Consider the following 20,390-nt stretch of genomic DNA (forward strand, 5'->3'; position numbering starts at 1 on the left):
GGCCGCTCGCCGCAGTGATCAGTCCACCAGGTCCCGCACCACCGCGTCCGCCAGCAACCGCCCCCGCAGCGTCAGCACGGCGCGCCCCTCGCCGTAGGGCCCGCGGTCCAGCAGCCCCTCCGACAGGGCCCGGCGGGCCGCCGCGAGCCCGTCCTGCCGCAGCAGCGACAGCGGCACGCCCTCCCGCAGCCGCAGCTCCAGCAGGATCCGCTCCACCCGCCGGTCCTCGTCCGAGAGGAGTTCGCGTCCCGCCCCGGGCGAGCGCCCCGCCGCCAGGGCCGCCGCGTACGCCCCCGGATGCTTCACGTTCCACCACCGCACCCCGCCGACGTGCGAGTGGGCGCCCGGCCCCGCGCCCCACCAGTCGGCGCCCCGCCAGTACAGCTCGTTGTGCAGGCACCGGGCCGCCGCGGAGGTGGCCCAGTTCGACACCTCGTACCAGTCGTAGCCCGCGGCCGACATCACCTCGTCCGCGATCAGATAGCGGTCGGCGTGGACGTCGTCGTCGGTCATCGGGACCTCGCCGCGGCGGATGCGGCGGGCGAGCTGCGTGCCCTCCTCGACGATCAGCGCGTACGCGCTGACGTGGTCCGGGCCGGCCCCCAGCGCCGCGTCCAGGGACGCCCGCCAGTCGTCGTCCGACTCGCCCGGGGTGCCGTAGATCAGGTCCAGGTTGACGTGCTCGAAGCCCGCCGCCCGCGCCTCCGCCACACACGCCTGCGGCCGTCCCGGTGTGTGCGTGCGGTCGAGGACCTTCAGGACGTGCTGCCGGGCGCTCTGCATGCCGAAGGAGACACGGTTGAAGCCGCCCGCGCGCAGGGTCGCCAGATACGCCGGGTCCACCGACTCGGGGTTGGCCTCCGTGGTGACCTCCGCGTCGGCCGCGAGACCGAACTCGTCGCGGATCGCGCCCAGCATCCGCACCAGGTCGGAGGCGGCCAGCAGGGTCGGTGTGCCGCCGCCGACGAAGACCGTGCGGACCTCGCGCGGGTCGTCGCCGAGCACCTTGCGGGCCAGGCGGATCTCGTCGGTCAGGGTGTCGGCGTAGTTGTCGCGGGAGGCGAGGACACCGCCGGTGCCGCGCAGCTCGGTCGCGGTGTAGGTGTTGAAGTCGCAGTACCCGCAGCGGGTCGCGCAGTAGGGGACGTGCAGATAGAACCCGAGGGGGCGGTCGGCGGCGCCGGTGAGCGCGTGCGCCGGGAGCGCGCCGTCGTCGGGGACCGGCTCGCCGTCGGGGAGTGCGGAAGGCATGCCCTCCATTGTCCAGCACCCCGGCGCACACCTACTCCGCCTGCAGCACCAGCAGCGCCAGGTCGTCCTCGGGCGGCCGCTCGCCGAACTCGTGCACCAGCCGGCGGATGCGCCGCGCGATCAGCTCCGCGTCCAGGCCGACGCACCCGGCGAGCGCGGCGGCCAGGCCGTCGCCGTCGTCGAACTGGCGCGAGCCCGAGCGCCGCTCCGTCACCCCGTCGGTGACGCACAGCAGGCTGTCGCCGTGCCGCAGTTCCAGCACGTCACTGGTGTACGTGGCGTCCTCGACGACCCCGAGGAGGGTCTGCGGGCGCGCGGCCGTGGCGACGGAGCCGTCCGGGCCCAGCAGCAGCGGCAGCGGGTGACCGGCGGAGGCGAGGGTGCAGCGGACGCCTCCCTCGAAGGGGGCGAGCTCGCCGTAGAGGAGGGACAGGAAGCGGGTCTGGGGGCCGTCGGCGGGTCCGGCGGGGCCGACGAAGGCGCGGGCGGCGGCGTCGGCGGCCTCGGTCGCGTCGTCGAGGAGGAGCTGGTTGAGGCGGTCCAGGACGTCGGGGACGCCGTAGCCCTCGCGGGCCAGCAGCCGCAGCCAGGGGCGCGCCAGACCGATGACGACGGCCGCCTCCGGGCCCTTGCCCTGGACGTCGCCGATGGCGAAGCACCAGCGGCCGTCGCCCGCCGGGAACAGGTCGTAGAAGTCGCCGCTCGGGCCGCCCTGCTCGCGCGGCTCGTAGACGAGGGCGCTGCGCACCCCGGGGATCTCGGCCATCGCGCCGGGCAGCAGACCGCGCTGCAGGACGGCGCTGATGGTGACCTGGCGGGCGTACTGGCGGGCCGCGCCGATCGCCAGCGCCACCCGGCGGCCGAGGTCCTCGACGAGCCCCGTCACCTCGTCGGGGAAGGCCCGCGGTCCGGCCTGTCCGATCGCCAGGGTGCCCAGCGGGCGGCCGCCGGCGATCAGCCGGTAGGCGAGGGCCGTGCCGCGCGGGCCGAGGGCCGTGCCGGGCCAGGGGTAGGGCTCCGGGCCCGAGCGCGGGGGATCGGACGGCCGCGGCGGGTCCTTCTCCAGGGCCCGGCGCAGTTCCTCGATGTGACCCTCGTTGGCGTGCCACACCCGGGCCAGCCGTGGTCCTGGCCCCCCGGCCCACTCGCCCCAGCCGCCGCGCCCGCTGACCTCGTCCTCCAGCCACACCGCGCACCAGTCGGCGAGCCGCGGCACCAGCAGCTGGCTGGTGAGCGCGGCGACCAGGTCCTCGTCGAGCTGACCGGCGAGCAGGTCGGAGGCCTCGGCCAGGAAGGACAGGGCGCCCCGGTTCAGCCAGTCCGGGCCCCGGTCCGCGGCCTGCGGTTCGGGGGCGAGGGCTTCGAGCAGACCGACGGCGGCACCGGGTCCGGGGGCGGCCGCCTCCTCGGTGTCGTACGGGGGCCCGGACGGCGTCGGCAGCAGCCGCGCCCAGACCGTCTTGGCGCCCCTGCGGTAGGTCACTCCCCAGGCGTCCGCGAGCGTGGCGACCAGGCGCAGGCCCCGGCCGTACTCGGGGGTCTCGTACGGCGGTTCGGGCGGGTCGTCGCGCGGGGCGCGGGAGGGATGGTGGTCGGAGACCTCGACGACGACCGCGCGGCCGCACTCCGGATGCTCCTCCAGCCGGCACAGCAGCTCCACGTCGGTGCCGGCGTGGATCACGGCGTTGGTGACGAGCTCGCTGACGACGAGTACCGCGTCGCCGACGAGGTGCTCGGCCACACCGCCCCACTCGGTGAGCGCGGCTCGCACCAGGTCGCGGGCGTCGCCGGGCGCGAGGGATCCGGCGCCCAGGGTGGTCCGCAGGTGCGGGAGCGCACCGACGGGCGCGTACGGGAGCGCGTCGGTGGCGAGGGAGAAGGTCTCCCGCTGGGTCGGAATGGCCCCCATGCGCAGCTCCCGGGACGGTCGGATGCCCTCAGGGTGACAGGACGGACCCGGTCATAAGCAAGGAGTTACCGAAGTGGAGCCGGATGAGTGAGAACCCTGCCACGCCCGCGCTCGAAGCGGTGCGGTTTCGGAACGGATTCCGAGCGTCCGGACTATGCCGGACGCACGGAGCAGCCGTACGCCCCCGGCCCCGCCGCTCAGTCCTCCACACACCGCACGACGACCCGCATGGCGGCACCGCGCTCGGTCAGCCAGCTCACCTCGTCGCCGACCTCCCGCCCCATCAGCGCCCGGCCCAGCGCGGAGTCCGGGCTCAGCCGTTCCGCCTCGTCGCCCGCGAGCATCGCGATCTCGTACGTGGTGACGCCGGGCTCGTCCGGATACTCCACGCCGACCAGGCAGCCGGGCACGACCGTCGAGCCGCCCGAGAACGCGGAGTCGGGCGTGACCCGGTCCAGCAGGTCCCGCAGGAAGCTCCGCCGCTGCCGCAGGGCCGCACGCCGCCGGTCGTGGTCCGCCAGCTGTGCCTGCCGCGAGGACGAGTCGACTGCCACGATCTCGGGCGCGGGCCGGTCCAGGGCGTCCTGGACGCGCTGCAGTTCCCGGTGCACCCGGCGGTGCGCGGCGGGGCTGAGCCGGTCCACCCGGTCCGGGGCGGAGGGCCCGGCGGCCGCCCGCGGCTGTGGCACGGGAGCGGGCTCGGCGGCACGCGCCGGCTGCCGCGGTACGGCGGGCAGGGTCCCGGCCGCCGGACGGGGCGCCGCCGGGCGGACCCGCAGCAGCTCGGTCGTACGCCCGTCGGTGACGCCGGCGGAACCGGGTGCGTGGTAGCGGGCCAGACCCGTCTGTCCCGCGGGGCCCAGCACGGGCACGTCGGCATGGGCGATCACGGCCCGGATCATGGCCTGTATCTCGGCGTGGGCGACCCGCACGACCGCCCGTCCGGCGCGCAGCACCTCCACGGCGTCGGCGCCCGGGAAGCCGGGCACCCCCACTCCGGCGAGGAACCGCGCGGTGCTCTTCACGCTCCGGCCCATGCTGAACGCGTGCTGCGCCGAATTGACCTCGTCACGGTGCAGCCGCGCCACGGACTCCAGCTCCGGCTTCCCGTCACCGGCCGCCGATTCAGAAGGCCTGCCCGGGCCCACGGAGGAAACGGGGCCGGAGCCGGCGGGGACGCCGGTGGTGCCAGCGTCGGTGGTGCCGGCGTCGGTGGTGCCGATGGCGGTGGTGCCGATGGCGCCGTCCGCGCCGGATCCGCGGGCCCTTCCGGACACCGTGGGGTGCCCCGCCGGACTCCCCGCGCGGCGAGCGCCGGGACGGACGTCGGTCCCGCCCGCCGGCGGCTGGCCCGCACGGCCTCGGACGCCGTCGCCCGGACCGGCCTCCGCCCCGCGCGGCCGGTCCCCAGGACCACCCGGGCCGTCGTGCCAACCGGCCTCGGCAGCAGCCCCGCCCGGCCGGCCCGAGGGCCTGCGCGAGTCACCGGCCGGACCAGCCCCGGAAACCACCCCGCGGCGCGGATCCACAGCACCACGCGAGCCCTCGTACCGACCCGCCTCCGCAGCAGCCGTGCCCGGCCGGCCCGCGGGCCTACGCGGGTCGGTGGACGGGCCGGCGGGCTTCGGAGCAGCCTCGCGACGCCCGCCCGCACGGCCGCGCGGGCCGTCATACGGACCGGCCTCCGCGGCTGCGCCCCGCCGCGGGTCCACGGGGCCGTGGGGGCCGTCGTACGAAGCGGGATCCGGGACCGCCGGGAGGGCGGGGCGGGGCCGGTCGGTCGGGGGCCTTGCGTCGCCGGGGGCCTCGGCCTCGCTCGCCGCACGGTCACGTGACAGCTGGGCCGCCGTTTCGATGTCGAGCCGCTCCAGCTGCGCCCACAGGGGCTCGAGCGCCCGCTCGGGGTCGAGGAAGAACCGGCTGCCCCGGATCCGGACGAACGTCCAGCCCACGCGCTCCAGCTCGCGCTGGCGGGCGGCGTCCGCGTCCGCGTTCTCCTCGGTGTGGAACGCGTCGCCGTCGCACTCGACGGCCAGGCGCCGCGTCCCGCCCTCGACGACGAGGTCGATGCGGTAGCGGCCCGCCCGGTACTGCGGCCGCACCCGGTAGCCGCGGGCCCGCAGCGCCAGATAGACCCGCTGCTCGAAGAGGCTGTCGAAGGCCTCGTGCGGAACGTCAGGCCGGACGTCGCCCAGCCCGATGCCGTCCTGCTCCTCGGCGGGACGCGAGAACCAGTCCAGGTAGGCGCGCCGCAGATCGGTCTCGCCGAGTTCCGTCAGCGCCACGCTGTGGAACAGCCACACCTGGTCACGGGCCCGGGACGCGGCCACGTTGATGTGCTGGCGGTACAGCGCGCTGTTGTAGGAGCCGATGCGGCGCGGCCCGTCCGGCCCGGTGAGGGAGGTGACGAGGCCGATGAACACGATGTCCCGCTCGTCGCCCTGGAACTCCTCCGCGTTGCCCACCCGCAGCCGCCGCCGCTGCCGCTCGTCGAGCGGGACGCGGTCCGCCAGCAGGTCCTCGATGAGGAACTTCTGTCCGGCACCGAGCAGGGTGATCACGCCCATGGTGCGCCCCGCGTAGGCGGGGTCCGCGATGCACCGGGCGACCTGCTCCACCAGCCGCTCCGCCTCGGGCCGGTTGATCTGCTTCTGGCCGCTGCCCTCGACATGGCCGTCGGCCACGTGCACCGACCGCAGCGGGGGCAGCCGGTCGGCGCCGTACTGCCGCAGGGGCTGGAGTCGGCCGCCGTAGCAGAGTTCGTTGGAGAAGCCGATGATCTCCGGCATGCACCGGAAGTGTTCCTGGAGCATCAGCCTGCCGCGGCCGCCGGCGAGACCGGACGCGATGTCGAAGAGGCTCGCGGTCGGCGTGAAGAGGTTGCGCCGGGCGGCGGGCAGTTCGCCGAGGAGCCGCCGCTGCAGGGCGAACTGCTCGTCGTGGTCGACGCCCACCTGGGCGGGGCTGACCTGCTGGTCGTCGCCGACGACGATCACCTTCGCGCCGAGCCAGGCGAGCAGCAGCGCCTCGGGGCCGGACTGGCTCGCCTCGTCGATGATCACGACGTCGAAGCGTCCGGCCCGGTCCATCGGCACGGTCTCGGTGACCTGGTGCAAGGGCATGATCCAGGCCGGCACCGCCTCCTGGCTGGCCTGCAGGCTCTCGCGGGCCTGGCGGCGGTAGGTGGCCGCGTACTTTCCGGTGCCCTTGCCGAGCCTGCGGACGTTCTGCTGGTAGGAGGTGAGGGCGACGGCCTGGTCGTCGGTGAGGCGGGACAGGCAGTTGAACCAGGCCCGGTCGGCCGCCAGCCGTTCCAGGCTGATGCGGATCTCGGCATCGGCCTCGGTGAGCAGGCGCAGCTGCCGGTTCTCGGCCTCCGGGTCCGTCAGTTCCGTCATCCGCGCGTGCCATGCCGACCAGGCCCACGCGGCCTCGAAGTCCGCGAGGCGCGTGTCCCACTCGGGGTCCTCCGGGGCAGACTCCAGCGTGTCGGCGACCTCGGGGAGTTCGGTCGCCACCCGTCGGTAGGCGTCGTCGCACTCGGCCTTGCGGGCGAGCGCCTCCCGCAGGTCGTCGAGGTCGCCCACGGCGGCGGAGTACGCGGCCGGGTCGTGGGTCTCGGCCGCGGCACGGGCCCGGTCGACGGCGGCCGGCGCACCCCGCCGGTGCGCCGCGGCGCGCAGCACGACCAGCGCCGCGTCGATCAGGGCCCGGGCGGGATCGGCGGCCCTGCGCGCCGCTCTGGCCCGCAGCACACTGCGGAGCGTGCCGACGGCCGTGGTGTCGCCCCAGTCGACGCCGGCGAGGCCGGGCGCGTCGGCCGCCGCCCGCACCGCCTCCGCGCGCAGCCCGGCGAGAGCCGTCAGCGTGGCCAGGGAGGCGGCGTCCTGGTGGAGCCGGGCGACACGGCGGGTGGCGGGCTGCCAGGCGTCGGGGCCGTCGCCCCACTCCCGCTCGATGTCCTGGAGGTGCCGCTCCAGGGTGATCCGGTGCAGGACGACGGCCGCGGCGGCCTCGGTCTCCACGGTGCGGCCGTCGACCCGTACCGTCTCCGGGAACTCGCCGACCGCCTTGCGCAGCCTGGTCTTCATCCCGAAGGTGCCGCGCAGCTTCTCGCCGGCCGCGAGGCCGTCGCGCAGGGTGGTGGCGAGCCCGAGCGCGGTCGGTACGTCGTACGCCTCCAGGCCGCTGACCAGCGTGGACCCCAGGGCGCGCGCCGCCTCGTCGATGGCGGTCAGGGCTGCCGTGGTGCGCTCGTGCCGGCTGCGTGCGCCCACGTCCTGTCCGGCGAGGACGTCCCGGCGCAGCTCGGCGGCCCAGTCGGCGGGGAGCGCGGCGGCGGCCGCGTCGCCGGCCGTGAATCGGTCGAGTACGGCGGCCAGCCGCTCCTGCTGGGCGGCCGTGAGGGCGGACACCGCGTCGTCGAGGCGGGAGACGGAGCCGTCCTGCCGGAGCGCCGCGAGGTCGGCCTCGGCGGCCCGGACAGTGCGGACCGCGTCGGCGAAGTCGGGGCCCGAGGGCAGCTCCCCCGGCTCGGGAAGCGCGGCGGTGACGGTGGCCGCGAGAGCACGGTGCCGGTCGGTGAAGGCGAGGGCGGCGCGCCGCAGGCCGGTCAGGGCTGCCGCGTCGAGGGTGGGCGCGGCGCCGGGCACCGGCCCGATCCAGGCGAACCGCGGGCGTTCCTCCGCCAGGCGCTCGGCGATCCGGGCCAGGGTCCCCTCGTAGTCCCCGATCTCGACGGGATGACGGAAGGTCTCCTGCTCACGCAGGGCACGCAGGGTCTTGAGCGCGCGGGCCTGCGCGGACCGGGCGGAGCGCAGCCGCTCCTCGTGCTCCTCGATACGGCGACGGTAGACGCGCGGGTCGAAGTCCCCCTGCCGGTCGAGGAGCGCCTTGACCGACTGTTCCAGCTCCTGCTGGCCGGCCCCGTCGTCGGTGCGGCTGACACAGAGTTCGCGCACGCTGGCGGGAAGTTTGTCCCTGAGCACCTTCAGGGCGCGGGCCGTGTGACTGGTGATCAGCACCCGGTTGCCGTGCGCCAGCAGGTCGGTGACGAGGTTGGCGATGGTGTGGGTCTTGCCGGTTCCCGGGGGTCCCTGGACCACGACGAGGTCCCGGTCGCGCAGCCGCTCGGCGATGGTGCGCTGCTCGTCGTTGGAGGGCAGCGCGAAGTACAGCTCGGGCAGCTCCCCACGGCCCCCGGCCGTACCGGGCTCGCCCAGCGGGCGGTCGCCGCCGGCTCCGGCGATGGCCCGCAGCAGGGCGGTGGGCTCGGCGCCCTGTTCGATGCTGACGGCGACGCCGCGCAGCGCCTCCAGCATGCTGCGCCGGGTGCGCTCCCGCAGGAGCAGCACCGGTGCGAAGCCGACGAGCGGGACGGCGGGGTCGCCGGAGGCGCGGTGCCGGGCGGGCGAGGGGTCGTAGCGCCCGGCCTCGTGGGCCGCGATGGTCCAGGTGGTCAGCGCACGGTGGACCTGGTCGAAGAACACCGGGTCCGTGGTGTCGCCGGCGGCGTCCAGTTCCTGGCGTACGAGGGCACGGATGTCGGCGCGGGCCTTCTGCCCGGCGTCGAGCATGGACTCCTCAAGGACGGGGCTGCCCTGTTCCGGGTCGGGGCCCACGGTGATGGCGCCCGTGTCCGGATCGATGGAGATGACGGCCCGGCAGGTGACGAGATGGCGGCGGATCGGCTCGCCCTGTGCCGACCAGGTCAGGTAGCCGAAGCCCACGACCAGTTCGAAGCTCTCGCCCAGTTCGGAGGCGTCCACGCACAGCCGGTAGAGGCGGTCGTAGGCGCGCACGACCGGCTTGGCGGCGCGGTCGCGCCGGGCCCAGCCCTCCCAGGCGGGCGCCCAGGCGCGGTGCTGGTCGCGCACCACGTCCCGCTGGGGGAAGTCCTCGAGGGCGACGGTCGTCCGGCCGGTGCGCAGGGTGCCGCCCGCCGAGAGCTCGTCGGCGGGGATCTCCACGTGCGGCCGCGGTGCGGGGGCGGTGTCCCGGTCGGAGTCGTGGACCTCCCGGCCGTCCACCCAGTGGGCCAGGGGCAGGGGCGGGGCGGGCGGGTCCTGCCGAAGGGGGCGGGGCGCCCGCAGCCACAGCGGGGCGTCTCCGGGCACGACTTCGGTGAGGAAGGACGCGAACTGCTCGGGGAGGTCGGCGAACCACACCTGATGCCTGGCGTCGTCGTGCGTCCGTACCGGCCTGGTGCGGCTCTCGCCGACCTCCGCCAGGTAGCGGAAGACATGGCGGACGACTTCGTCGGGCGTCGCGGCGGACAGGGGCACGAGCACCTCGCTGAACCAGTGGAGAAGGAAATGTGCAGATGGTGTGCGCATCCTATGCGGCACGTCTGACATCGCGGCCCATAGGCCCATTTCACCGGGGAGATGCGGACATACGGCGGCCCCGGAAGGCCGACTGCCTTCCGGGGCCCTCGTGTTGGGTCACGCCTCGCGGGTGCCGGCGTACATCTCCTCGATGAGGTGCTTGTACTCCCGCTCCACCACCGGGCGCTTGAGCTTCAGGCTCGGCGTGATCTCACCGTGCTCGACGTCGAGGTCACGGGGCAGCAGCCGGAACTTCTTGATGGTCTGCCACTTCTGCAGCCCCTGGTTGAGTTGCTGGACGTACTCCTCGACGAGGGCGACCGTCGCGGGCGCGGCGACGACCTCGGCGTACGTCCTGCCCTCCAGGCCGTTCTCCTTGGCCCAGTCCAGGATGGACACCTCGTCCAGCGCGATCAGCGCGGTGCAGAAGTTCCGGTCGGCGCCGTGCACGAGGATGTTGGAGACGTACGGGCACACGGACTTGAACTGTCCCTCGACCTCGGTGGGCGCGATGTACTTGCCGCCGGAGGTCTTGAAGAGGTCCTTCTTGCGGTCGGTGATGCGCAGATAGCCGTCGGGCGAGAGCTCGCCGATGTCGCCGGTGTGGAACCAGCCGTCGGCCTCCAGGACCTCGGCGGTCTTGTCCGGCAGCCCGTGGTAGCCCTCCATGATGCCGGGGCCGCGCAGCAGGATCTCGCCGTCCTCGGCGATGCGCACCTCGGTGCCGGGCAGCGGCTTGCCGACGGTGCCGGTGCGGTAGGCCTCGCCGGGGTTCACGAAGGAGGCCGCGGAGGACTCCGTGAGGCCGTAGCCCTCGAGGATGTGGATGCCGGCGCCGGCGAAGAAGAAGCCGATCTCGGGGGCGAGGGCGACGGAGCCGGAGACACAGGCGCGCAGCCGGCCGCCGAACGCCTCACGGATCTTGGCGTAGACGAGCGCGTCGGCGGCCTTGTGCCTGGCGCCGAGGCCGAAGGGGACGGAGGCCGTGCCGGTGCGGCGGAAGTTGTCCTGGCTGACCTTGGCGTACTCGCGGGCGACCTCGGCGGCCCACCGGAAGATCTTGTACTTGGCCGGGCCGCCCGCCCGGGCCTTGTTGGCGATGCCGTTGTAGACCTTCTCGAAGATGCGCGGCACGGCCGCCATGTACGTCGGCCGGACGACCGGGAGGTTCTCGATGATCTTGTCCACGCGGCCGTCGACGGCGGTGACGTGTCCGACCTCGATCTGGCCGGAGGTGAGCACCTTGCCGAAGACGTGCGCGAGCGGCAGCCAGAGGTACTGCACGTCCTCGCCGCTGATCAGGCCGGTCGCGGCGATCGCCTTCGCCATGTACGACCAGTTGTCGTGCGGGAGGCGCACGCCCTTGGGGCGGCCGGTGGTGCCGGAGGTGTAGATGAGGGTGGCGAGCTGGTCCTTGGTGATCGCGCCGACCCGCTCCTTGATCAGCTGGGGTTCCTTCTCCAGCCGGGCCGCGCCGCGCTTCTCCAGCTCGTCGAGGGTGAGGATCCAGTCCTCGCCACTCTCCACGCCGGCCGGGTCGATCACGACCACATGGGTGAGGTCGGACAGCTCGGCCCGCTTCTCGACCGCCTTGGCGAGCTGCGCCGCGTTCTCGGCGATCAGCACCCGGCTGTCGGAGTCGGAGAGGATGAACGCCGACTCCTCCGCGTTGGTCTGCGGGTAGATGGTGGTCGTCGCGGCGCCGGCGCACATGATGCCCAGGTCGGCGAGGATCCACTCGATCCGGGTGGAGGAGGCGAGCGCCACGCGCTGCTCCGGCTGCACACCCAGTTCGATGAGGCCGGCCGCGATCGTGTACACCCGCTCGGCGGCCTGGGCCCAGCTCAGTGACTTCCAGTCGTCGGGGCCCTCGCCGGACGCGGCCGGCACCGGGTAGCGGTACGCCTCGGCGTCGGGCGTGGCCGCCACGCGCTCCAGGAAGAGGCCCGCGACGGACGGCGGACGGTTCTCGATCAGGGTCTGTGTGTCGCTCACGACATCCTCCGGGGCCCGCGACGGCGCGGCTGGCTCAAATGCGGCTGTTGTCTGACGCAGCTGTTGGGTGAACGCGACTCTTGTTTAACTCGCGAGTAACTATCGGGCAGGGACAGAGTAAGGGGCGACCGGTCGGTGCGTAAGGGGCTCCGGACAGTGGATTTCCGCAGGGGAGGGGCCGGATTCACCCGAGAAGCGGCACGGGGCCCGCCACGCGGTCGCGTGACGGGCCCCGGAAACCGGCCTTCACCGTGGCTACTTCTTGCCCTTGGCGGAGCTTCCGCCGTCGTCGCTGCTGAGGACGGCGATGAAGGCCTCCTGCGGAACCTCCACGGAACCCACCATCTTCATCCTCTTCTTGCCTTCCTTCTGCTTCTCCAGCAGCTTCCGCTTGCGGGAGATGTCACCGCCGTAGCACTTGGCGAGAACGTCCTTGCGGATGGCGCGGATGGTCTCGCGGGCGATGACCCGGGAGCCGATGGCGGCCTGGATCGGCACCTCGAAGGCCTGCCGCGGGATCAGCTCGCGCAGCTTGGCGACGAGCCGCACACCATACGCATAGGCGGCGTCCTTGTGGGTGATCGCCGAGAAGGCGTCCACCTTGTCGCCGTGCAGCAGGATGTCGACCTTGACCAGGCTGGAGGTCTGCTCGCCGGTGGGCTCGTAGTCCAGCGACGCGTAGCCGCGCGTCTTCGACTTCAGCTGGTCGAAGAAGTCGAAGACGATCTCCGCGAGCGGCAGGGTGTAGCGGATCTCCACCCGGTCCTCGGAGAGGTAGTCCATGCCGAGCAGGGTGCCGCGCCGGGTCTGGCACAGCTCCATGATCGAGCCGATGAACTCGGTCGGCGCCAGGATCGTGGCCCGCACGACCGGCTCGTACACCTCGCTGATCTTCCCCTCGGGGAACTCGCTCGGGTTGGTGACGACGTGCTCGGTCCGGTCCTCCATGACCACGCGGTAGACCACGTTCGGCGCGGTGGCGATCAGGTCGAGCCCGAACTCGCGCTCCAGCCGCTCGCGGATCACGTCCAGGTGCAGCAGGCCGAGGAAGCCGACGCGGAAGCCGAAGCCGAGGGCGGCGGAGGTCTCCGGCTCGTAGACCAGCGCGGCGTCGTTGAGCTGGAGCTTGTCCAGGGCCTCGCGCAGCTCGGGGTAGTCGGAGCCGTCCAGCGGATACAGACCGGAGAAGACCATCGGCTTCGGGTCCTTGTAGCCGCCGAGGGCCTCCGTGGCGCCCTTCGCCTGGCTGGTGACGGTGTCACCGACCTTGGACTGACGGACGTCCTTCACGCCGGTGATCAGATAGCCCACCTCGCCGACGCCGAGGCCGTCGGCGGACAGCATCTCGGGCGAGTTGGTGCCGATCTCCAGCAGTTCGTGGGTGGCGCCGGTGGACATCATCCTGATCCGCTCACGCTTGTTGAGCTGACCGTCGATGACCCGGACGTAGGTGACCACGCCCCGGTAGGAGTCGTACACCGAGTCGAAGATCATCGCGCGGGCGGGCGCGTCCTTGACGCCGACCGGCGCCGGGATCTCCCGCACGACCTTGTCGAGCAGCGCGTCGACGCCGACGCCGGTCTTCGCGGACACCCGCAGCACGTCGTCGGGGTCGCAGCCGACGAGGTTGGCGAGCTCCTCCGCGAACTTCTCGGGCTGCGCGGCCGGAAGGTCGATCTTGTTCAGTACGGGGATGATCGTGAGGTCGTTCTCCATCGCCAGGTAGAGGTTGGCGAGGGTCTGGGCCTCGATGCCCTGGGCGGCGTCGACGAGGAGGATGGTCCCCTCACAGGCCGCGAGCGACCGCGAGACCTCGTAGGTGAAGTCGACGTGCCCCGGGGTGTCGATCATGTTGAGGATGTGCGTGTTGCCGGGGTCCTGAGTGGGAGCCCACGGCAGACGCACCGCCTGGGACTTGATCGTGATGCCGCGCTCGCGCTCGATGTCCATCCGGTCGAGGTACTGAGCACGCATCTGCCGCTGCTCGACCACACCGGTCAGCTGGAGCATCCGGTCGGCGAGTGTGGACTTGCCGTGGTCGATGTGCGCGATGATGCAGAAATTGCGGATCAGAGCCGGGTCGGTACGGCTCGGCTCGGGCACATTGTTAGGGGTCGCGGGCACGCAGGGTCCTGTCTCTTGAGGCGCCTTATGCCTCGGGTCGGATCGATACGTAGGCTCCATGGTCCCACGCGCGGGGACCGGGGGCCGGTTTGGGCCATTCTCCGGCCCGCTGGTAACCTGGGTGGCTGTGCCTCATGCCCTCTCAGCGCGAGGCGCACCTCAGAAAATCACCTGGTGCGGGTCCCGTGCGGCCCCGTGCCTGAACCTGAAAAGGCTCATTCGTGGCGAACATCAAGTCCCAGATCAAGCGGATCAAGACCAACGAGAAGGCCCGGCTGCGCAACAAGGCCGTCAAGTCCTCCCTGAAGACCGCGATCCGCAAGGCCCGTGAGGCCGCTGCCGCGGGTGACGTCGAGAAGGCCACCGAGCTCCAGCGCGCTGCCGCGCGTCAGCTCGACAAGGCCGTCTCGAAGGGCGTCATCCACAAGAACCAGGCCGCCAACAAGAAGTCGGCGCTTGCTTCCAAGGTCGCGTCCCTCAAGGGCTGAACCCTTCTGGTCTGATCGCCGGCAGGACCCAGAGCGGGCCCTCTCTCATCCGCTCCCGGCCGGCACCCCGGAGCCGCGCGCGGCCTGCGTTCGCCACGCGGGCGCGGCTCCAGCAGCGTGAGTCGAAGGCCCCGGCGCCTCGCCCTTCCCCAGGGCGGGAGCCGGGGCCTTCGGCGTGCCGGGGCCGTGCCGTGCCCGGCACGCCGGTGGGGGCGCGGGTGCTCACGTCCAGAAGTCGGCGGCGGTGTCGAGGTCCGCGACGCACTCGTCAAGGTCGGTGATCTTGTCCCCGACGATCCGGAAGACGATGCCTCCCATCTCGTCGATGTGCTTGCTGCCCCGGTCGGCGGTGACGTGGTGCACGGTCATGGCGTGTCCACGACCATCGACGAAGATGTTGCGCAGCTCGACGCGGAACGAACCGCCCGTCTCGGAGTAGAGCCGGCTGTAGTACCCGTCGATGATGTTGTCGATCCCCTTGTAGTCCCCCGCGAGCGGGTGGGTGCCGGGTACGTGGTGCGTGCAGTCACCGGTCATCATGCCGCGCAGGGCGTCCATGTCTCCGCGCTGGAAGGCCTCGTAGCCCTCGCGGACGATGCTGGCGTGCGGGTGTTCAGCCACGGCGATCGCCACCTTCCTGGTCCGGTCCTGGTCCGGCGATGGACGGCTGATACGCACGATTGTCCTCCGGGGAGTGCCTACCGTCCTCCGGAGCGGGCGGCCCGCGCGATGGCGACCACGGCCTTCTCCAGGGCGTACTCGGGATCGTCCCCGCCGCCCTTCACACCGGCGTCCGCCTCGGCCACGGCCCGCAGCGCCACGGCCACCCCGTCCGGGGTCCATCCCCGCATCTGCTGCCGCACCCGGTCGATCTTCCACGGGGGCATGCCCAGCTCCCGCGCGAGATCGGCCGGGCGGCCGCCGCGCGCGGAGGACAGCTTGCCGATCGCCCGGACGCCCTGCGCGAGCGCACTGGTGATCATCACGGGCGCGACGCCGGTGGCCAGCGACCACCGCAGCGCCTCCAGTGCCTCCGCGGCCCGTCCCTCCACGGCCCGGTCGGCGACGGTGAAGCTCGACGCCTCGGCCCGCCCGGTGTAGTACCGCCCCACGACGGCCTCGTCGATGGTGCCCTCGACGTCCGCGACCAACTGGCTCACGGCGGACGCCAGCTCCCGCAGATCGCTGCCGATGGAGTCGACGAGCGCCTGGCAGGCCTCGGGCGTCGCGGAGCGCCCGGTGGCCCGGAACTCCTGCCGCACGAAGGCCAGCCGGTCCGCCGGCTTGGTCATCTTCGGACAGGCCACCTCGCGCGCGCCCGCCTTGCGCGCGGCGTCCAGCAGCCCCTTGCCCTTGGCCTGCCCCGCGTGCAGCAGCACGAGGGTGATCTCCTCGGCGGGCGCCGTGAGGTAGGCCTTCACGTCCTTCACGGTGTCGGCCGACAGGTCCTGCGCGTTGCGTACGACCACGACCTTGCGCTCCGCGAAGAGCGACGGGCTGGTCAGCTCGGCCAGCGTGCCGGGCTGCAGCTGGTCCGGTGTCAGGTCACGTACGTCCGTGTCGGCGTCGGCGGCCCGGGCGGCGGCCACCACCTCCTGCACGGCACGGTCGAGCAGGAGGTCCTCCTGGCCCACGGCGAGGGTCACCGGGGCGAGAGGGTCGTCGTTCGCAGTCTTCCTGGCCATCGCGTCAAGCATGGCACGGCCCACTGACAACCATGGCCGGCCCGGGGGTGCGGGGGCGGCCTGGCGGTGCGGAGGCGGCCCGGGGGTGCGGAGGCGGCCCGGGGGTGCGGAGGCGGCCCGGGGGTGCGGAGGCGGCCCGGGGGTGCGGGGGCGGCCTGGGCGGGCGTGATCGGCCCGGGGGCGGGGGCGGCCGAGGGGGCGGGGGCGGCCGAGGGGGCGGGGGGTCTGGGCGGGCGTGGCCGACCCGGGCTCGCGTGATCGGCGGGGGGGAGTGCGTGGCCGACGCGGCCGGGGGTGGCCGACCCGGCCGGGGCGTGGCCGACCCGGGCTCGCGTGATCGGCCGGGGGGAGTGCGTGGTCGACCCGGCCGGGCGTGGCCGACGCGGCCGGGCATGGCCGACCCGGGCTCGCGTGATCGGCATGGGGCGTGCGTGGCCGGCCCGGAGGGCGTGACCGGCCCGGAGGGCGTGGCCGACCCGGGGCGTGGGCCGGCGGAGGGCGGCCCCGCACCGCCCGGCCCCGCACCGGCTCGGCTACGGTCTACGGTTCCTCACGCCATCCCTCCCACGCCGCCACGAACTCGTCCAGCGCCCCCGCGTCGAGCCGCGCCTCCTCGTCCCGCAGCACCACCAGCCACTGGGCGTCCTCCGCGTCGTCCTCCCCGGCCAGCGCGTCCCGGACGATCCGCGGCTCCTCGGCGACCCCGAACCGCTCCGCGAGCGCCTGCGCCACCTCCTCCGCGGCATCACGGTCGGGCAGCACCAGCACATGTCTCACATCACTCACGGGACCATTTTCCGGCACCCCGGCGGCACCCGGATCGCCCCCTCGACGACCGGCACCGACGGAGGCGGCGTCGACCACCCGACCGGCACGGACCGCCGACCGGGGTCACTCCCTGCGCCCGGCGTCCCCCGCTCTCACCTCCGGCACCCGCGCCACCTCGATCCCGAACCGCTCCCGGTACACCTCCAGCACCTCCTCGTCCGTCGCCAACTCCCTCTCCTCGCTGCCCCCTTCAGGCGCCGTCACCTTCAACCGGCGTCCGCTGAGCGTGATCCTCCCGCCGTCCTCCGTCACCCGCGAACAGACCAGCGACCGTGTGAAGTGCGACGTCGGCGCGGTGCTGTGCCACCAGGCGCCGGCCACGAAGTCCCTCAACTCCCTCGGCCGCGCCTCCAACCGGTACTCCGGCACGCCGTCGCGTACGACGTCCAGGTCGCCCGTGTCCGTACCGGCGTCGACGATCCGGAAGACCCCGCCCGGATCCCGCTGCTCGCCCCGGTCCTCCCACCGGAGCGGATAGTGGCTGTGCGCACCGAACCCCACATCGGCCAGCCATACCCCGTCGTCCACCGTGCCCACCCGCAACGCCATGTGGTCGTACGGGATCCCGAGCCGCCCTTCCTCGCCGAACACCCGCGCCGCCAGCAGCGTCACCTCGAACCCCAGGGCGGCGAGCAGCGCCCCGAACGCGCCGTTCAGTTCGTAGCAGAACCCTCCCCGCCGTCCCCCGACCAGCTTGTCGACCAGCCGCTCCTCCTCCAGCACGATCTCCTCACCGAGATGGACCGAGAGGTTCTCGAAGGGCACGGTCCGCAGATGTCTCAGGTGCAGCTCGCGCAGGACGCCCGCCGTGGCGGCGGTGGGCCGGTCCGCGGGCTCGATCCCGAGGTGGCCGAGATAGGCGGCGAGCCGGCGACCGCCGATCCCGCCCCCACCGACCGGACGGACGACGGACCGGGAGTCAGCACTCCGTGTGGCATTCATGCCCTCAGTCTCGCGTCACCCGCAGGGCCCCGCCCGTGCCGGTGACCGCGAGTGCCCCGTCGCGGTCGGTTCGCAGGACCACCGCCCCGCCCGCCCGCAGCGCCGCGACCGTGCCGGGGGCGGGATGTCCGTACGGGTTGTCCGCGCCGCAGGAGATCAACGCCAGCCGGGGCGCCACCGCGCGCAGGAGGTCCGGATCCTGGTAGGCCGAGCCGTGATGGGCCACCTTGAGGACGTCCACCCGGCTCACCGACGCGGCCGCCGGTGAGCGCAGCAGCGCCCGCTGGGCCGGGGGTTCGAGATCCCCGAGCAGCAGCATCCGCAGGCCGGCCGACCGCACGAGCAGCGTCACACTCGCGTCGTTCGGGCCGTCCGGCTCCGGCGCCGGACCCGGGGGCGGCCACAGCACCTCCCAGTCGAGCGCCCCGACCCGCCGCCGCTCCCCCGCCGCGGCCCGCAGCAGCGGAACATGGTGCGTCCGCGCCTCCCCGCGTACGAACTCCACCTGGTCCAGTGGCTCCTCGAACCCCGTCGTCTCGATCGCGCCCACCTCCCGTCCCCGCAGCACACCCGGCAGTCCGGCCACGTGATCGGCGTGGAAGTGGGTGAGCACCACGAGCGGCACCCTGGTGATGCCGAGCGTGCGCAGACACCGGTCGACCGGTTCCGGGTCCGGTCCCGCGTCCACCACCACGCCGGTGCCCTCGCCCGCCGCGAGAACCGTCGCGTCGCCCTGCCCGACGTCGCACATCGCCAGCCGCCAGCCCGGTGGCGGCCAGCCCGTGAGCACCCGGGTGAGCGGGCGGGGCTGGACCACGGCGAGCAGGAACAGCACCCCGCAGAGCGCGCACAGCCACGGCCGCCCCGGCAGCCCTCGTCCGAGCAGCACTACCGCCGCCGTCACCAGGGCGAGCAGCAGCGCCCCGGCCCAGCTGCCCGGCCAGTCCACTCCCCCGCCGGGCAGCGCCGCCCCGGCCCGCGCGACCTGCGCGATCCATCCGGCCGGCCAACCCGCGCACCAGGCCAGCGCCTTGGCCACCGGCATCGCCAGGGGCGCGGTCGCCAGCGCCGCGAAGCCCAGGACGGTCGCGGGCGCCACCGCGAACTCCACGAGGAGGTTGCACGGCACGGCCACCAGACTCACCCGCGACGACAGCACCGCCACGACCGGCGCGCACACCGCCTGCGCCGCCCCCGCCGCCGCCAGCGCCTCCGCCAGCCGCGGCGGCACCCGGCGGCCGCGCAGCGCGGCGCTCCAGCGCGGCGCCAGCGTGAGCAGGGCGCCCGTGGCCAGCACCGACAGCAGAAATCCGTAACTCCGGGACAGCCACGGGTCGTACAGCACCAGCAGCAGCACCGCCGCCGCCAGCGCGGGGACGAGCGATCTGCGGCGGCCGGTCGCGAGGGCGAGCAGCACCACCGCTCCGCAGGCCGCGGCCCGCAGCACGCTCGGGTCGGGCCGGCACACCGCGACGAAGGCGAGCGTGAGCGCCCCGCCGAGCAGCGCGGTCGCCCGCAGGGGGATGCCCAGGCGGGGGGCCAGGCCACGGCGCTCGGCCCGCTGGGCCAGCCCGGGCGGTCCGAGGAGCAGGGCGAGGACGATCGTGAGGTTGCTGCCGGAGACGGCGAGCGTGTGGGCGAGGTCCGTCTCCTTGAAGGCCTCGTCCAGTTCGGGCGTGATCCGCGCGGTGTCCCCGACGACCAGGCCCGGCAGCAGCGCCCGGGCGTCCGCCGGAAGGTTGTCGGTGGCCTCCCGCAGGCCCGCCCGGAGCCGCCCGGCCTGCCGCTGGGCCGCCGACGGCTCCCGCACCACGGCCGGCACCGCGTGGCCGCCGCCCCGTACCCGCAGCACCGCCGCGATCCGGTCCCCGCCCGTCAGCGCCGGAGCCAGCCGCCCGGTCACCCGCACCCGCGTGGACGGCAGCAGCCCCAGCCAGGGCGACGGCTCGGCCGCCTCCCGCCCGGCCGCCCGCCGCACGGCGGCACCCTTACGGACGTCCACGAGCATCAGCACCGGCGTCCGCGTCGCGACCGCCCGTCCTCCCGGACCCTCCACCCTGTGCACCTCCGCGTCGATCAGCACGGCGTCCGGCGTCGCGTGGTCCCCTCTGACCCGGGGCCGGGTGAGCCGTGGATCGGAGGTGAGCTCGACCTCCGCGGTCACGGTCGCGTACTGCCGCGCCAGCACCGGCACCGGCCCGCGCCGCAGATCGGCACCGTGCAGCCCGGCCGACGCCGCGGCCGCGGCGACACAGAGCAGCGAGGCTGCCACGGTGACCGGCGGCCGGCTGCCCGAGCCCCGCGTCGGCCGCCCGCGCCACAGGGCCGGCAGAGCGACCGCCGTGACCAGACAGAGCAGCACGAGCGCCACCACCGGCCCCGGCGCCGCGTCCAGCGCCAGCGCCGCCGCACCCCACGCCCCGAGCGCGGGCGGAACCAGCCGCAGGTCCACCGGTCCTTCCTGCCGCGGGTGCGCATCACCCAGCCGCTTCCCGGAAGCGGCGTGCACCGCAGGCCGGGGCCTTGAGCCGGAACCGGGGCCGGAACCGGGGCCAGCAGCAAGGGCGGGACATTCGGCGGGACCGGGAGCGGGAGCGGGACCGGGGCAGGGGCCAGCGGCAGTGGCGGGACGTGCGGCAGGGGCGGGACCGGAACCGGGGACGACGGTAGGGCCCGGGCCAGGACGCGTGGCAGAGCCGGGACGCGTGCGAGAGCCGGGGCCGGGACGCGGGGTCCTGGGCGGAGAGGTCAGGTCCCCTGGCGGAGGGGTCGGACCCCTGGACGGAGGGGTCGGACCCCCGGACGGAGGGGCCGGGTCCCCGGACGGGGCGGGCGAGGCCCC

11 protein-coding genes are annotated in these 20,390 nt (G+C 74.1%); 1 reads left to right on the forward strand and 10 read right to left on the reverse strand.

Going from position 1 to position 20,390, the window contains the following annotated elements:
* Nucleotides 1-18 precede the first annotated feature (18 nt).
* The 5 genes from hemW to lepA all read right to left on the reverse strand — a co-directional run bounded on the left by hemW (nucleotide 19) and on the right by lepA (nucleotide 13,605).
* Nucleotides 19-1,251 carry a radical SAM family heme chaperone HemW gene (gene hemW, locus ACFY30_RS15235; RefSeq protein ID WP_390845657.1) on the reverse strand — a complete coding sequence of 411 codons (1,233 nt, stop codon included), beginning with the start codon at nucleotides 1,249-1,251 and terminating at the stop codon, nucleotides 19-21.
* Nucleotides 1,252-1,282: 31 nt separating this feature from the next.
* Complete coding sequence (locus ACFY30_RS15240; RefSeq protein WP_390845658.1) at nucleotides 1,283-3,160, reverse strand: SpoIIE family protein phosphatase; 1,878 nt, start codon at nucleotides 3,158-3,160, stop codon at nucleotides 1,283-1,285.
* A 197-nt stretch (nucleotides 3,161-3,357) separates the two neighbouring features.
* A complete protein-coding gene (locus ACFY30_RS15245) occupies nucleotides 3,358-9,444 on the reverse strand; it encodes an AAA domain-containing protein (RefSeq protein WP_390845659.1) in 6,087 nt (2,028 codons plus the stop codon).
* A 159-nt stretch (nucleotides 9,445-9,603) separates the two neighbouring features.
* On the reverse strand, nucleotides 9,604-11,481 hold the full coding sequence (locus ACFY30_RS15250) for an AMP-dependent synthetase/ligase (RefSeq protein ID WP_390845660.1): 1,878 nt from the start codon (nucleotides 11,479-11,481) through the stop codon (nucleotides 9,604-9,606).
* 255 nt (nucleotides 11,482-11,736) lie between these two features.
* On the reverse strand, nucleotides 11,737-13,605 hold the full coding sequence (gene lepA, locus ACFY30_RS15255) for a translation elongation factor 4 (RefSeq protein WP_390845661.1): 1,869 nt from the start codon (nucleotides 13,603-13,605) through the stop codon (nucleotides 11,737-11,739).
* Between the two features lie 221 nt (nucleotides 13,606-13,826).
* Here lepA and rpsT point away from each other — a divergent pair, with 221 nt between their 5' ends.
* Nucleotides 13,827-14,093 (forward strand): 30S ribosomal protein S20, encoded by a 267-nt coding sequence (rpsT, locus tag ACFY30_RS15260; RefSeq protein ID WP_360340939.1) that lies wholly within the window; start codon nucleotides 13,827-13,829, stop codon nucleotides 14,091-14,093.
* Nucleotides 14,094-14,315: 222 nt separating this feature from the next.
* Here the strand turns inward: rpsT and ACFY30_RS15265 are convergent, their stop codons facing one another.
* The 5 genes from ACFY30_RS15265 to ACFY30_RS15285 form a co-directional block, all read right to left on the reverse strand.
* Entirely contained in the window at nucleotides 14,316-14,714 is a 399-nt protein-coding gene (locus ACFY30_RS15265) for a nuclear transport factor 2 family protein (protein WP_390845662.1), read from the reverse strand.
* 77 nt (nucleotides 14,715-14,791) lie between these two features.
* On the reverse strand, nucleotides 14,792-15,778 hold the full coding sequence (gene holA / locus ACFY30_RS15270; protein WP_390845663.1) for a DNA polymerase III subunit delta: 987 nt from the start codon (nucleotides 15,776-15,778) through the stop codon (nucleotides 14,792-14,794).
* 540 nt (nucleotides 15,779-16,318) lie between these two features.
* Nucleotides 16,319-16,564: a hypothetical protein gene (locus tag ACFY30_RS15275; protein WP_390655347.1), complete on the reverse strand. Its 246-nt coding sequence runs from the start codon at nucleotides 16,562-16,564 to the stop codon at nucleotides 16,319-16,321.
* Between the two features lie 105 nt (nucleotides 16,565-16,669).
* The gene (locus ACFY30_RS15280; protein WP_390845664.1) at nucleotides 16,670-17,548 is read right to left on the reverse strand and encodes an arylamine N-acetyltransferase; all 879 of its coding nucleotides are present in this window, start codon (nucleotides 17,546-17,548) and stop codon (nucleotides 16,670-16,672) included.
* A gap of 4 nt (nucleotides 17,549-17,552) precedes the next feature.
* Complete coding sequence (locus tag ACFY30_RS15285; RefSeq protein ID WP_390845665.1) at nucleotides 17,553-20,057, reverse strand: ComEC/Rec2 family competence protein; 2,505 nt, start codon at nucleotides 20,055-20,057, stop codon at nucleotides 17,553-17,555.
* Nucleotides 20,058-20,390 lie beyond the last annotated feature (333 nt).

Origin of the sequence: Streptomyces sp. NPDC000345 (assembly GCF_042898825.1) — a bacterium.
GTDB lineage: Bacteria > Actinomycetota > Actinomycetes > Streptomycetales > Streptomycetaceae > Streptomyces.

Excerpts from the sequence above, each read along its gene's own strand:
- hemW (WP_390845657.1), bottom strand. The coding sequence starts at position 1,251 with ATGCCTTCCGCACTCCCCGACGGCGAGCCGGTCCCCGACGACGGCGCG.
- ACFY30_RS15240 (WP_390845658.1), bottom strand. The coding sequence starts at position 3,160 with ATGGGGGCCATTCCGACCCAGCGGGAGACCTTCTCCCTCGCCACCGAC.
- holA (WP_390845663.1), bottom strand. The coding sequence starts at position 15,778 with ATGGCCAGGAAGACTGCGAACGACGACCCTCTCGCCCCGGTGACCCTC.
- ACFY30_RS15280 (WP_390845664.1), bottom strand. The coding sequence starts at position 17,548 with ATGAATGCCACACGGAGTGCTGACTCCCGGTCCGTCGTCCGTCCGGTC.